This window comes from Paenarthrobacter sp. JL.01a, from assembly GCF_025452095.1.
In the GTDB taxonomy this organism is placed as follows: Bacteria; Actinomycetota; Actinomycetes; order Actinomycetales; family Micrococcaceae; genus Arthrobacter.
On record NZ_CP104877.1, the window covers coordinates 2,022,370 to 2,036,061 of the forward strand.

Annotated in this window: 11 protein-coding genes; 6 read left to right on the top strand and 5 right to left on the bottom strand. The window is 65.9% G+C overall.

All coding sequences use genetic code 11. From position 1 onward, the window contains the following. Nucleotides 1-105: 105 nt before the first annotated feature. Entirely contained in the window at nucleotides 106-903 is a 798-nt protein-coding gene (locus N5P29_RS09610; RefSeq protein WP_262278337.1) for an FUSC family protein, read from the bottom strand. Nucleotides 904-1,273: 370 nt separating this feature from the next. Between N5P29_RS09610 and N5P29_RS09615 the strand changes: the two genes are divergently transcribed. After that, on the top strand, nucleotides 1,274-1,849 hold the full coding sequence (locus tag N5P29_RS09615) for a MarR family winged helix-turn-helix transcriptional regulator (RefSeq protein WP_262278338.1): 576 nt from the start codon (nucleotides 1,274-1,276) through the stop codon (nucleotides 1,847-1,849). A 165-nt stretch (nucleotides 1,850-2,014) separates the two neighbouring features. On the opposite strand, the gene N5P29_RS09620 is transcribed toward N5P29_RS09615, so the two are convergent. Continuing rightward, nucleotides 2,015-2,737: a TetR/AcrR family transcriptional regulator gene (locus tag N5P29_RS09620; protein ID WP_262278339.1), complete on the bottom strand. Its 723-nt coding sequence runs from the start codon at nucleotides 2,735-2,737 to the stop codon at nucleotides 2,015-2,017. Nucleotides 2,738-2,973: 236 nt separating this feature from the next. On the opposite strand from N5P29_RS09620, the gene N5P29_RS09625 reads away from it, so the two are divergent. Genes N5P29_RS09625 through atzF form a run of 5 tightly spaced genes read left to right on the top strand, consistent with a single transcriptional unit; the run spans nucleotide 2,974 to nucleotide 11,641 of the window. After that, complete coding sequence (locus N5P29_RS09625) at nucleotides 2,974-4,476, top strand: amino acid permease (protein ID WP_262278340.1); 1,503 nt, start codon at nucleotides 2,974-2,976, stop codon at nucleotides 4,474-4,476. 43 nt (nucleotides 4,477-4,519) lie between these two features. Next, on the top strand, nucleotides 4,520-5,392 hold the full coding sequence (locus tag N5P29_RS09630; RefSeq protein ID WP_262278341.1) for an urea amidolyase associated protein UAAP1: 873 nt from the start codon (nucleotides 4,520-4,522) through the stop codon (nucleotides 5,390-5,392). Further along, nucleotides 5,389-6,066: an urea amidolyase associated protein UAAP2 gene (locus tag N5P29_RS09635; protein WP_262278342.1), complete on the top strand. Its 678-nt coding sequence runs from the start codon at nucleotides 5,389-5,391 to the stop codon at nucleotides 6,064-6,066. Before N5P29_RS09630 ends, N5P29_RS09635 begins: the two co-directional genes overlap by 4 nt. Further along, a complete protein-coding gene (uca, locus tag N5P29_RS09640; RefSeq protein WP_262278343.1) occupies nucleotides 6,063-9,776 on the top strand; it encodes an urea carboxylase in 3,714 nt (1,237 codons plus the stop codon). The genes N5P29_RS09635 and uca overlap by 4 nt, the downstream gene beginning before the upstream one ends. Further along, nucleotides 9,773-11,641, top strand: coding sequence for an allophanate hydrolase (gene atzF / locus N5P29_RS09645; protein ID WP_262278344.1), 1,869 nt, complete (start codon nucleotides 9,773-9,775; stop codon nucleotides 11,639-11,641). Before uca ends, atzF begins: the two co-directional genes overlap by 4 nt. An 82-nt stretch (nucleotides 11,642-11,723) precedes the next feature. Here atzF and N5P29_RS09650 read toward each other — a convergent pair whose 3' ends face one another. From N5P29_RS09650 to N5P29_RS09660, 3 genes are read right to left on the bottom strand one after another with little or no spacing between them, the layout of a single operon-like run. After that, nucleotides 11,724-12,020, bottom strand: coding sequence for a hypothetical protein (locus N5P29_RS09650; RefSeq protein WP_262278345.1), 297 nt, complete (start codon nucleotides 12,018-12,020; stop codon nucleotides 11,724-11,726). 13 nt (nucleotides 12,021-12,033) lie between these two features. Beyond that, complete coding sequence (locus N5P29_RS09655) at nucleotides 12,034-12,627, bottom strand: flavin reductase family protein (protein WP_262278346.1); 594 nt, start codon at nucleotides 12,625-12,627, stop codon at nucleotides 12,034-12,036. Between the two features lie 2 nt (nucleotides 12,628-12,629). Further along, nucleotides 12,630-13,676, bottom strand: a complete 1,047-nt coding sequence (locus tag N5P29_RS09660) for a methionine synthase (RefSeq protein ID WP_262278347.1) — start codon at nucleotides 13,674-13,676, stop codon at nucleotides 12,630-12,632. Nucleotides 13,677-13,692: the final 16 nt, after the last annotated feature.

The window sequence follows — 13,692 nt, forward strand, 5'->3', positions numbered from 1 at the left end:
GCCGGACAAATGCCGCGTCGGTGCTTCCGTCGGCTGACCCTTCTGTAGGGTCAGCGAAATTGAAGGACCTCATCCGCACGTGGATTTTGGAACGCGGCGCGGCCCTTACACGTGGTCGAGCAGATTATCGCGTGGCTGGGTCCGGCTCTGAGGAGTCCGCCTTTCGTGGGTGATGACAGTGGCGGCCAGGGCGATGGTGAGACCAATAAGGGTCTCGAGGGCGCGCTGGGTCAGGAGGGTGTCGATTGAGGCTGGCAGCATGAGATCGCCGAGCAGGAGGGCCATCGGGGTGAAGAAGACCAGGCCGAGGCTGTAGTTGCGCCCGGTCGTCAGCTCGGTGCACGCCTGGAGCGCAGCGATCAAGATGATCGCGGCATAGCCGCTGGGGTGGGCGGCCAGGACGAGGGCTGCGACGCCGAGGCCGGCGGCGGTGCCAATGACCCGCTGGGCGGCGCGGATGAGGCGGGCGTGCAGGTCGGGTGCGGACATGGGGACCGATGCCGTGACGAAGGTCCAGTATGGGTGGCCGATGCCGGTGGTCGCGACGGCGAGGCCTGCGGCGGCGATGCCAAGCAGGTACCGGGCGACGTGGTTGCCCGCCGGGTTGGACAGGCGTAGGTCGCGCCACGACAGCACAGGCCGCTCCGGGTCGACGCCGTCGCGGAGGCTGCGACCGGGGAGGGCGAGCAGCAGCGCGAAGACGGCCGCCCCGGCCGCGGCGAGGGCTGCTGCGGGCACCGTGCTCAGCGTGATCGGGACCGTGGCCGAGGCTGTGAGGGCGAAGACCGGGTTGAGGGCTCCGGCTGGATGCCATCGGCCCTGCTCGGCCAGCACTACCGCGATGCCGGCCCAGGCGGCCGCGACCGGGACGAGCAGCCAAAGCCTGAATGGGACGCTCGCCACCAGGGCGCCGACGACGACGCCGACCACCAGCACCACGCCCGCCTGCGCCTGCATGGCCAGGCGTGGTCGAACCGGCTCGTGTCGGCCGTATAGGGCGGTGAAGGCGCCGATCGCCGCATACAGCAGCAGATCGCCGCGGCCGGACGCCAAGCAAGCCACCAGCGGCACGAAGATTGCCAGGCTTGCGCGGAGGGCGGTCCAATGGGCGCCGGCATGCGGACCCAGATCGAAGACTGCCGCCCACCAGGACCGTGCGGCGGGGGCTTGGGTCATTTCAACCTTCCAAAGTAGTACAGGAATGAAGTACTTCAACGTTACTACACTTATGAATTACTCTTGTGGTTGACCGTGGCTGGGTGGAGGGAGCCGGATGGATCAGAACCCAGATGTACTTTCACGCCATGGCGACGTCGTGGATCGGATGCAGTTCGAGTGGGCCCGACTGCGCCCCGACCTGAGCTTCGCCAGCCTCGGGGTGATCCATCGCGTGCTGCGCGCGTCCCGGCTCATCCTCGAAGCCAGTGACGCCTTCCTCGCCGATTATGGGCTCACCCGCGGCGAGCTGGACGTGCTTTCAGCACTGCGCCGGACGGGCGAACCTCTGAGCCCGACGACACTGGCCCGGACGCTGCTTGTCCCGCGTTCTGCGATCACCATGCGGCTGAAGGCCCTCCAGGTTCGGGGATTGCTGAGCCGGACGGCGAACCCGGCCGACGGCCGCTCGTTCCTGCTCGTCCTTACCGACGCTGGCACTGCGCTCGTGGACGAGGTGATTCCCGCTCAGCTCGCCCTCGAGGATGCCCTGCTTGCAGAAGTCCCGCCCGGGGTTGTGGAGGGCTTGGTCGGTCCCCTGCGGGCGATGACCTCCGTGTGGGAACAGGGGCGCGGCCACCAAGCCGGGTCCAGCAGGGACCGGCGGAACGGCGCAGTCGAATCCTCCGAGTGAGCCCCCAAAGAGGTGCTGAACAGGGTTGGCCGGCGACACCTCACTGCCAATACCTTCTATTGTGGCTCTGGCAGGGGCGATGTTGACTCCGAGGGCGGCTGGAGCTGTGGCCATGGCGAAGCCGATGCCGCGCTTGGCGCCTGCTACGAGGGCGGTGGTTCCGGGTCAGTCCCGGGCGCCAACAGCGTCCCCAGGATGCGCAGACCCCTGGAAGTCCTCGAGTCTTTCAGCGGATTCAATAATCAATGCACTCTGTCTCCGGATCACCTGCAGTTCTTTGCCGCGTCCGCAGATGATGAGTCCGGCGTCTGCAGCCTCGAGGGGTGAACTTGGGAGGACAAGCCCATCCGCGCGCAGGTTCACCAACGACTCGACGAGACGGAAGACAAGGTCTCCGGGATTTCCGGCCACGTCCGTAGGGGATGCGCTGGCGCGGACTCCCAGGGTTCCATAGATTGCACGAAGTTCGCGCCGGCTTGCCAGGAATCGATCGAATTGTCCGCCTCGGGCTTCTGGAAGGTGGTACAGGATGCCCAGGTTCCAGCGGGAGCTGCAGAGTTGGGTGCCGTCGTAGAGCGCAAGGGCGTGCAAGACGACCTCGGCGGACGCCGAATCGCTGGAAACGCCGGACACAGCCTTCGCGAATGACAGGCTGGCGGCCACTGTGCTTTCCAGGAGGTCCTTGAGGATGTCGTCCTTGGTTTTGAAGTGGTGGTACAGCGAGGACTGCCATATTCCTACGGCATCTGCAATTGAGCGGGTGGAGGTGTTGGCGAAGCCTTGCGTGGTGAAGAGTTCGGCCGCGGCGTCGAGGATTTCTTCCCTGGCTGTGGCGCCGGGGCGGGATGGTTGCTGGTTGCGTGGGCGTCCTGGTCCGGCTGAAGTCACCCCTCATTCTTGCACCCGCCGGCCCGCCTTCGAGGCCGCGAAATCGGTGCCTCCAAGGTGGTGAGGAAGCGGAAATGTAACCGAAACAGGATGTCTATGCGCCTTTTACAGAGGTGAAACTGTTTGGGGACATCGCGCTGGAAAACTATCAAGTGACCGGTAATCAGCAGCTTCGGCCGAGCGCTGCAGTGCCGGACGGTTTTACCCTTCATCCCGTTCCAGCCCCGGAGAAACCGATGACCTCAACCGTAGTTCCAGCCGTCCATGTGGACGATGCGGACCTCACGTCACTTGGCTACGAGCCCACGCTGCACCGCAAACTCGGCCGTTACGCGTCGTTCGCTGCAGGCTTTTCGTTCGTATCGATCCTCACCACGATCTTCCAGCTGTTCGCTTTTGGCTACTCATTCGCCGGCCCCGCGTTCTTTTGGACCTGGCCCCTGGTCCTGGTGGGCCAGCTGTTGGTGGCCTTGAACTTCGCTGAACTCGCCGCCCGCTATCCGCTCTCCGGAGCTGTCTACCAGTGGGCGCGCCGGATGGGCGGTGAAGCCGTGGGCTGGTTTGCCGGCTGGTTCATGGCCATCGCCCAGGTCGTTACTGCCGCAGCTGCTGCCATTGCGCTGCAGGTGGTCCTGCCCCAGCTCTGGGAGGGCTTCCAAGTGGTCGGGGGCGCTCCGGCGCTCAACACGGTTACCGGCGCCTCGAACGCAGTCATCCTCGGTGCCGTGCTGCTGGTGGCCACCACCATCATCAATTGCCTCGGCGTGAAGCTCATGGCCCACGTGAACTCCGTCGGCGTTACCTGCGAAATCGTCGGGGTGGCCGCCGTCGTGCTGGCGTTGATCAGCGCGGCCCAACGCGGTCCGGACGTCGTGGCGGACACCACCGTGCTCCAGTCCTCGGACCTTGGTGCTGTAGGTGCCTTCCTGGTTTCCGGCCTGATGGCCGCCTATGTCATGGTCGGCTTCAACTCGGCAGGTGAACTGTCCGAAGAAACCAAGGATCCCCGCCGGACGGCGCCACGCACCATACTCTCAGCGCTCCTGATCTCCGGAATCGGCGGCGCCCTCATGATCATCACCGCCCTGATGGCCGCACCGAGCCTCGACGACGGCCGCCTCGCCACCGAAGGCCTGCCCTATGTCCTCACCGCAGTCCTTGGCACCTTCTGGGGCAAGGTCCTGCTGGTGGATGTGGCTATCGCCATCTTCGTCTGCACGCTGGCCATCCAAACCGCGGGCTCACGCCTCGTCTTCTCCATGGCCCGCGATGGCAAGCTGCCCGCATCCGCGCTTCTCTCCTCAGTTCGGCCGACCCGCGGCACGCCTATGTGGCCCTCGATCGCCATCGGAGCCCTCGCCGTTGCCGTGCTGGCCATCAACGTCGGCAATGCGGCGCTGTTCACCACGCTCAGCAGCGTCTGCATCGTGATGGTCTACCTCGCGTACTTGATGGTTACAGTGCCACAGCTGGTGAACCGGCTCCGCGGGGACTGGGGCCGCGTTGCCCAGACAACCCCCGCCGGCCTTTTCTCACTGGGCCGCTGGGGGTTGCCGGTGAACATCCTCGCCGTCGTCTATGGCGCCGTGATGGTGGTCAACTTGGCCTGGCCCAGGCCGGAAGTATACGACCCCACCGGCGAGAACCCTGTCCTGCTCTACTCGGCACCGCTGATGGTGGCGCTGGTCCTGGTCCTCGGCCTCTGGGTCCGGCGCCGGACATTGGCACCCAAGGCATAAGCCACGAATCTCCCTGACCCTAAGAAACCAGCACAGGATTGACATGACACAAGTAACCGATCGCCCCGCAGGCACGGCCACCACGGCAGGCGCACGCGCCCACGCCAGGGAACAGCACGGCAGGACCGCCGGCACCATGCGCCACGTGCCGGCAGCGTCCGCTCCCGCCCACCTTCTGGACGCAGCGCCCGACGGCGTGGTCCCCACCTGGGCGGAATCGCTCGCTTTTGGGCGGTACACCACCATGGCCCTGGCGCGGGGTACCAGGGTCAAGCTCATCGACGTCGGCGGGGATGCGTGCGTTCACACTCTCTTCTACCGCGGAGGCGCACTGCATGAACGCCTCAACGTGGCGGACACCGTGAAAGTCCCTTGGCAGGCCTATCCCGCTGCCGGGCACCCGTTGCTCTCCGATGCGGGGCGCTTGATGGCCACGATCGTCTCTGACAACTCCGCACATCATGACGCTTTGACTGGCGCCACCACGCTGGCCGGCAACACTGCGAAGTACGGAGCGGGAAGCGCTCACAGTGCTTCGCCGGCCGCGCGCGAACTGCTCATCCTCGGCGCACTCAAGAACGGCTTGGGCGTCCGCGATGTTGCCCCGTCAATCTCCTTCTTCAAGGGCATCGATGTGGACCCCGGCGGCACCATCACGTTCACCGGAAGCTCCGGGCCAGGTGCCGCCGTCGAACTGCTCCTCCACGGGGACGCCGTACTGGTCCTCGCGAACACCGCCCATCCGCTGGATCCACGGGACGCGTTCAGCGGCACGGCCGTGGACATCATCACCTGGCAGGCGCCACAGGACCTTGACGCCTTGGAAGCCGGCACCCTGCTTGGCCCGCTCGCTCCGGAGCACCTGCAGGCCCTCCGCAACACTGAACACGACCTCACCGCAAGGACCGTCCGATGACAACAGCAATCACCACCGGGATGTTTCCCGGAGCCTCCGAGACCGCCCTCGCCGCCGGCCCCGTGATCCTGGACGAGTTTGTTCAGGCGCGCGGCCCTTGGTCTGCAGTCGTGGCCGCGGGGGACGTGCTGACCATCGTGGACCTGGAAGGCAACCAGGCGGTGGACTGCCTCCTCTACGCAGCAGGAGACACCGCTGTCCGCTACTCCGCTCCAGTTACCGTCGCGGCCCAGGAATCGATTGTCCTGACCACGGGTTCGGTCCTTCGGGCGGACACGGGCGCGCCCCTCATGACCGTGGTGGCAGACGAAGTTGGCGTCCACGACACCATCGGCGGGGCCTGTTCGCAGGAATCCAACACCCTCCGCTACGGCCAGCACACCCGCGAACAACACGCCTGCGTGGAGAACTTTCTCATCGAGGGCTCGCGCTGGGGCCTGGGAAAACGAGACCTGGTGTCCAACATCAACTGGTTCATGAACGTCCCGGTGGACCCCGACGGCGCCCTCGGAATCGTTGACGGCCTGTCTGCACCTGGCAAGAGGGTTGCCCTGCGCGCGGAGGTAGACACCTTGGTCCTTGTCTCCAACTGTCCCCAGGTCAACAACCCCTGCAATGGGTTCAACCCCACGCCCGTCCGCATGATCGTCACCCGACCGGAGGCAGCACGATGAACACCTTTGACACGCTCCTGATCGCCAACCGCGGCGAAATCGCTTGCCGAATCATCGAGTCTGCCAGGAAGCTGGGACTGCGGACAGTAGCAGTCTTCTCGGAAGCAGACCGGGGCGCCAAGCATGTCCGGCTGGCCGACGAAGCTGTCCTCCTCGGGCCGGCACCCGCCAAAGACTCCTACCTGCGCGTCGACGCGATCCTTGAAGCGGCCAGGTCCACCGGGGCCGGCGCGATCCACCCCGGCTACGGGTTCCTGTCGGAGGACGCAGGCTTCGCAGAAGCAGTGGAGGCGGCCGGGCTTGTCTTCGTCGGCCCCACGGCCGCGCAGCTGCGGATATTCGGCACCAAACATACCGCCCGCGACGCCGCACGCGCGGCCGGGGTGCCCATGATCGCCGGGTCCGGGCTGCTGGAGGATGTGGACGCCGCCGTCGCGGCCGGCCAGGAGATCGGATTCCCGCTGATGCTCAAGGCCACTGGTGGTGGCGGCGGCATAGGCATGACCGTGTGCCGTTCCGAAGCGGAACTCGCGGAGAGTTTTCCCCGCGTTGCCCGCCTCGCAGACGCAAGCTTCGGAACCGCCGGCGTCTTCGCCGAACGCTTTGTGGAAAACGCCCGGCACATCGAGGTCCAGGTCTTTGGCGACGGCAAGGGACGCGTGGTCAGCCTTGGCGACAGGGACTGCTCGCTCCAGCGCCGGCACCAGAAGGTCCTCGAGGAAGCCCCTGCGCCCGACCTTCCGGATGCGCTGCGCGAAGAACTCCACCGCACCTCCCGTGCTCTCTGCGCTTCCCTTTCCTACCGTTCCGCCGGCACCGTCGAGTTTGTCTACGACTCCACGCGCCAGGAAGCGTCCTTCCTTGAAGTCAACGCCCGGCTCCAAGTGGAGCACCCGGTCACCGAAACCGTGACCGGCGTCGACCTGGTGGATTGGATGCTGCGCCTCGCCCAAGGCGGCGCGGAAGCCGACGCCGTCCTCTCCGACGTTCCGGACGCCCTGCCCGTCAGCGGCCACGCCGCTGAGGCGCGCGTGTATGCCGAGGACCCGGCGCGGGGCTTCCAACCGAGCGCCGGCATCATCACCAACGCCACATACCCGCCGGCGGAAGCAGCACGCGTTGATGCATGGGCCGAGACCGGAACCGAGGTTTCCACCAACTACGACCCCTTGCTCGGAAAAATCATCACCTCCGGCACAGACCGCGCGGCTGCCTTCGACCAGCTGGCCCTGGCCCTTCGCAGCACAAGAATCGACGGCATCGAGACCAACCTGGGTATGCTCCGTGCCGCGGCCGGCCTGGATGAGGTGCGCGGGGTCAGTCACTCCACCAGCACCCTGGACAAGGTGGGGGACCCTGAACCACGCATGACCGTGAACAGCCCCGGGTTGCAGACGAGTGTCCAGGACTGGCCCGGAAGGACGGGGCTTTGGCAGATCGGTGTGCCGCCGAGCGGACCGATGGACGATCTTTCCTTCCGTTTGGGGAATGCCGCACTCGGAAACGCCGAGGGTGCGCCCGGCCTTGAGTTCACGATGACGGGGCCGAGCCTGACCTTCACCCACGCCACCACCGTCTGTGTCACAGGGGCCGAGGTTGCGGTCACTGTTGACGGACGCGACGTACCCGCCTGGACACCGGTAACAGTTCCGGCAGGCGGAACACTCGACGTCGGCGCAGCCAAGGGCAGGGGCCTGCGCGGCTACATCCTGTTCCAAGGCGGGCTGGACGTGCCTGAATATCTGGGCAGTGCCTCCACCTTCACGCTGGGCCAATTTGGTGGCCACGCCGGGCGCGTCCTGCGTGCCGGTGACGTGCTCCGGACGGTGACCTCCGCCGTCGGGCATGTACCGACGACAGCTGTTCCGCTGGACAGCCGGCCGGCGCTGACCTCCACGTGGGAACTGACAGTGGTCGAGGGTCCGCACGGCGCCCCCGAGTTCTTCCAGCGCGAAGACATCGAGGAGCTGTACGCCACGGATTACGAGGTCCACTTCAACTCGGCCCGCACCGGCGTCCGGCTCATCGGACCCAAGCCGCGTTGGGCCCGGACTGACGGCGGCGAGGCGGGGCTGCACCCTTCCAATATCCACGACACCGCCTACTCAGTGGGCGCCCTGGACTTCACCGGGGACACCCCCATCCTGCTCGGGCCGGACGGACCCAGCCTGGGCGGCTTCGTTTGCCCGGTCACCGTAGTCACCGCGGACCGATGGAAGCTCGGCCAGCTTCGGCCAGGGGACAAGGTCCGGTTTGTGCCGGTCACCGTCAGCCAAGCCCCCTCTGCCAAGGACCTGGGACCCGGCCGCCAGCTAGTGCTGCCGGGGGACGCTGCGTGGCCGTCATCGACGGGGGCCACCAGCCGTCCTCCGCGGGGCGACGGCGACGACGGCGTATTGGGCAGGGTGCCGGAGGGCGACGGCAGGCCTGCCGTCACCTACCGCCGATCCGGCGACGACAACCTGCTGGTCGAATACGGTGAGATGGTCTTGGACCTTGGGCTCCGCGCCCGGGTCCACGCGCTGCACCAGCATCTTGAACGGCTCCGGGTTCCCGGGATCGTCGACCTGACACCCGGGATCCGGTCGCTGCAGATCAAAGTTGACCCTTCTGTTTTGTCCACGAAGCGGCTGCTCGATCTGGTTCGGGAGGTCGAAGCCGTGCTGCCCGCGAGCTCCGAACTGGTGGTCCCGAGCCGAACGGTGCGGCTTCCGCTCTCCTGGGACGATCCGGCCACTCGCGAGGCCATCGAACGGTACATGGCCGGGGTCCGGGACGACGCACCATGGTGCCCGTGGAACATCGAGTTCATCCGCAGGATCAACGGCCTCGACTCAGTCAATGATGTCTTTGATACTGTCTTCGACGCCGACTACCTGGTCCTCGGCCTGGGCGACGTATACCTAGGCGCCCCGGTAGCCACCCCCTTGGATCCGCGGCACCGGCTGGTGACCACCAAGTACAACCCGGCCCGTACCTGGACCCCGGAGAACGCGGTGGGAATCGGCGGGGCGTACATGTGCATCTATGGCATGGAGGGACCTGGCGGCTACCAGTTTGTTGGCCGCACCACCCAAGTGTGGTCCCGGTACGCGGACTCTCCGCCCTTTGAGCCGGGGTCCCCGTGGCTGCTTCGCTTCTTCGACCGCATTTCCTGGTACCCGGTGAGCCCCGAGGAACTCCTGGACCTCCGGGCCGACATAGCAGCCGGCCGTGGCCGCGGCGTGGAAATCGAAGACGGCACGTTCTCCCTGGCCGAGCACGAGGCCTTCCTGGCTGAGAACCGCGAGTCCATTGAGGCGTTCCGCCTGAAGCAGGGCGCAGCCTTCGCGGTGGAACGGCAGGCATGGGCCGACGCCGGCGAATTCGACCGTGCGGAGGCATTGGCCGGCATTGCGGCCCCCGCGGCAGAGGAAGCAGTGGTCCCCGAAGGCGGTTCCCTGGTCGCGGCGCCCTTCGCCGCCAGCGTGTGGAAAGTGGACGTCGCAGAAGGCGAACGGGTAGCGAAGGGCCAGCCGCTGGTGTCATTGGAGGCCATGAAAATGGAAACCATCCTTGAAGCCCCCTGCGATGGCGTGGTGCTCCGTGTCTTGTCGAAGGCCGGATCCCAAGTGGTGGCCGGGGAAGCCGTTGTGGTGCTCGGCGGAACGGAGCTGGAATCCGACGGCGACGACCTGCAAGCGCCCGAACTGGAAGAGGCAGCAGTATGAACACGGCTATCAACGGCAGTGCCACCTCCCGTGTGCACGCCGCACTGGCAGCGATCGACACGGTAAACCGCCCCGAAATCTGGATCACGCTACGGACACCGCAGGAGCTGCTGGCCGAGGCGGCGCGCATTGACGCCGCGGTGGCCGGGGGCGCGGATCTGCCCTTGGCTAGTCTCCTGCTGGCGGTGAAGAACAACGTTGACGTTGCCGGAATCCCAACTACGGCGGGGTGCCCCGGCTTCGCCTATACACCGACGGAGGATGCCGAAGCGGTTGCCCGCCTCCGGGCGGCCGGCGCACTCGTGCTCGGTGCAACCAACCTGGACCAGTTCGCCACCGGCCTGGTGGGCACCCGCAGCCCCTACGGTGCAGTCCGGGACTCACGGCGTCCCGAGTACATCTCCGGTGGTTCCAGCTCCGGTTCCGCAGTTGCCGTTGCCCTCGGACTGGTGGACATCGCGATCGGAACTGACACCGCAGGCTCCGGCCGTGTTCCCGCGGGCCTGCAGGGCATCGTGGGTATCAAGCCGACCCTGGATGTCGTCTCCACCGCCGGTGTTGTGCCGGCCTGCCGCTCCTGGGACGCCGTCACCATCTTCGCCCGGCACCTGAGCACCGCCGAACTGGCCATGGGCTTCATGGCCGGAAATTCGCGGGCCTGGCCGTCGGACATCCGGCTCGCCGCGCCGCAGAGACCCCGGGTGGCTTACCCGGCGGCCCTTCAGGCCCTTCCGGGAGCCTGGGCGGCCGAGTTCGCCCGCCAGGTGGACCGGCTGCATGCTTCCGGTGTGGATATCGAGCCCATCGGCTTCGGCGCTTTCCTCGAGGCAGCCCGGCTCTTGTACGACGGCGGCCTGGTCGCCGAACGCTACGCCGCGGTGGGCAGCTTCCTCGAAAAGTTCGACGCCGGAACCGAGGCTTCCGGGAACATCGACCCCACTGTTGCGGCCATCATCGGGGCGGCCGGCAACGTACCGGCGCATCGGTACGTTGCCGACACTGCCCGGCTGGAAGCGCTGAAGCGCGAAGCCATGGCGGCCCTCGACGGCTTCGATGCGCTGCTGATCCCCACCACCGCCTTCCACCCAACAATTGCTGAAGTAGCCGCCGATCCCGTCGGCGTAAATTCGCTGATGGGCACCTATACGAACTTCTGTAATCTGTTCGATCTGTGCGCCGTGGCCGTCCCTGCAGGGGAGGTGGACGGTGCCCAGTTCGGGCTGACCGTGGTGGGCAGGGCATTCGACGATGCCGTGGTGGCAGAACTCGCCCGTGGCCTCGAAACGACACCCGCTCCGCCCGCGCTTTTTGCTACGGGAGCCGCAGGGGAGACCAACGTGGAAGGCGGCAGGCCGTCGTCGTCCCTTCCTTGGCCAGTGACTGCCGGTGCGGTGGCTGCTCCGTTGGTGGTGATTGGGGCACATCGCCGCGGCCAGCCCCTGGCCCACCAACTTGAGGACTTGGGGGCCCTCTGGGACGGGCCCGTGCGGACAGCACCCCGGTACCGCATGGTTGCGCTGGATACGAATCCGCCCAAGCCCGGAATGTATCGCTCGGCCGAAGGGGCAGAACTGGTGGGTGAACGCTGGTTCGTGTCCGAGGCAGGATTGGGACGGTTCCTGGCCGCCTTGCCCGAACCCATGCTGCTGGGCTCGGTCGAACTCGACGACGGGACGACTGCGGTCGGCTTCGCATGCGACGCCATCGCAGCAGCGGCCGCAAAAGACATCACCCACTACGGAGACTGGCTCGAGTACCTACGGGAACCGACCAATAGCCACGGGAGGTCGTCCCGGAGTTTACGGCAGGGCCTGGGTGACGCCGTCCTGACGGGGTTTGCCCGCGGCGGTCCGAGCCGGAACTGACCGATCTGCGAAGCGTTCAGTCCGTCAGGACGGGAGGCCAGGTCACTCAACCACTGGCGGCCTGACTTCCTCTGGCTCCGGGCTATCGGCTTCGTAGATCGCGTGCAGCAAAGCTGGCCAGCGCGATGTACCACTGCAGAACACCGGCATCGTCGATGGATTGACCGTCAAATAGGGTCTTAAGGTCAGCGCCCTGGAACATCCTTTTGATGGGAATCTCCAACTTCTTGCCTGTGCGGGTGTGAGGGATACCTGGTGCGGCGATGATTTCGTCGGGTACGTGTCGCGGGGATGCCTCTTTGCGGATTATTTCTTTGATCGAGCCGATCAGATCGTTATTCAGAGTTGCGCCCTCGGCAAGAGCGACAAACAGTGGCATCCAGTATGTTCCGTCAGGCTTCTCCACTCCGATGACCAACGACCAGCCGGGAATGCTCGCCCAGGCGGTGCCATGACCGGTTGTGGTAGACCAAGGCGTCGCCGGCTTCGCCCGCTTGGACATCACGCATCACGCGGGACTCCAGCGCGTGAACGGCGATGATTGTGGAGGTGCCCACCTCCATGCGGTTGATGACGGCGCAGCGCACCCAGGCGCGGACATCTTCATACACGGCTTCGCCGGTTTCCAGGGCCGACCAGCGGTGCGTCTGGTCGAAACGGTCGGCGCCGGGGGTCGCCCCAAACTTGGCCAAGTCGACGTCGTGAGCGTCCAGCAGGTGCACGACGACGGTTTCGGCCCGCGAAAGCACTGCGGACGCAGAGGACAGTGCCGAGACCGAAAAAATCAGCAACGGAGGTTCTGCACTCACTGACACGACCGACGATACCGTCAGTGCCACCGGTCCTTCGCCTGCATCTGCCGTGATGACGGCGACACCTCCAGGGTGGCCACGGAACAGTGCTTTGAATTCGTCGGCCGTGAGGGAGGACGGAAAGCTTTGCTGCGGAGCCTCGAGCCACGTGTCTGTGGGGTAGGCGTGGAACATCGTTATGACACCCTGGGGGCAGAGCGGGCGAGTTCCTCGCGGACGATGTTCGTCCCTGCGCTCAGAGCACTCAGCTTGGCCAGTGAGACATCCCGGGGGAACGGTGCCATGCCGCAGTTGGTGCTGGGGATGAGCTTGTCCGCATCGACGAACTGCAGGGCCTTGCGGAGGGTGTCGGCGACCTCCTCGGGGGTCTCGATGGTCTCGCTCGCGACGTCGATTGCGCCGAGCATGACCTTCTTGCCGCGGAGCAGCTCGATGAGGTCCATGGGCACGTGGGAGTTCTGGGACTCGAGCGAGATGATGTCGATGCTGGAGTTCTGCAACAGCGGGAACGTTTCCTCGTACTGCCGCCACTGTGAGCCGAGCGTCGCCTTCCAGTCATTGTTCGCCTTGATCCCGTAGCCGTAGCAGATATGCACGGCGGTCTCCGCACGCAGTCCTTCTGCCGCTCGCTCAAGCGCAGCCACGCCCCAGTCCTTGACCTCATCGAGGAAGACATTGAACGCGGGCTCGTCGAACTGGATGATGTCGACGCCGGCCGCCTCCAGTTCTTTCGCCTCCTCGTTCAGGATCGCGGCGAACTCCCAGGCCAGCTTCTCGCGGCTCTTGTAGTGGTCATCGTAGAGCGTGTCCACCATCGTCATTGGGCCGGGAAGAGTCCACTTGATCGGCTGGTCTGTGGTGGTGCGGAGGAACTTTGCGTCTTCGACGAATACCGGCCGTTCGCGGCGTACGGCTCCGACGACGGTCGGGACGCTCGCGTCGTAACGATCGCGGATGCGCACGGTCTTGCGCTGTTCGAAGTCGACCCCGCTGAGATTCTCGATGAAGGTCGTGACGAAGTGCTGGCGGGTTTGCTCGCCGTCGCTGACGATGTCGATGCCGCGCCGGCTCTGTTCTTGGATGGCGATGCGCAGCGCATCCTGCTTGCCTTCAAGCAGCGCATCTCCCTCGAGCTTCCACGGGGACCAGAGAGTCTCCGGCTGGGCGAGCCACGACGGTTTCGGCAGGCTTCCGACAAGGGTTGTGGGCAAAAGTGTGTTCATGATGGGCGATTCTCCG

Excerpts from the sequence above, each read along its gene's own strand:
- uca (WP_262278343.1), top strand. The coding sequence starts at position 6,063 with ATGAACACCTTTGACACGCTCCTGATCGCCAACCGCGGCGAAATCGCT.
- N5P29_RS09650 (WP_262278345.1), bottom strand. The coding sequence starts at position 12,020 with ATGCCACTGTTTGTCGCTCTTGCCGAGGGCGCAACTCTGAATAACGAT.
- N5P29_RS09655 (WP_262278346.1), bottom strand. The coding sequence starts at position 12,627 with ATGTTCCACGCCTACCCCACAGACACGTGGCTCGAGGCTCCGCAGCAA.
- N5P29_RS09635 (WP_262278342.1), top strand. The coding sequence starts at position 5,389 with ATGACAACAGCAATCACCACCGGGATGTTTCCCGGAGCCTCCGAGACC.
- N5P29_RS09615 (WP_262278338.1), top strand. The coding sequence starts at position 1,274 with ATGGATCAGAACCCAGATGTACTTTCACGCCATGGCGACGTCGTGGAT.
- N5P29_RS09630 (WP_262278341.1), top strand. The coding sequence starts at position 4,520 with ATGACACAAGTAACCGATCGCCCCGCAGGCACGGCCACCACGGCAGGC.
- N5P29_RS09660 (WP_262278347.1), bottom strand. The coding sequence starts at position 13,676 with ATGAACACACTTTTGCCCACAACCCTTGTCGGAAGCCTGCCGAAACCG.
- N5P29_RS09625 (WP_262278340.1), top strand. The coding sequence starts at position 2,974 with ATGACCTCAACCGTAGTTCCAGCCGTCCATGTGGACGATGCGGACCTC.
- atzF (WP_262278344.1), top strand. The coding sequence starts at position 9,773 with ATGAACACGGCTATCAACGGCAGTGCCACCTCCCGTGTGCACGCCGCA.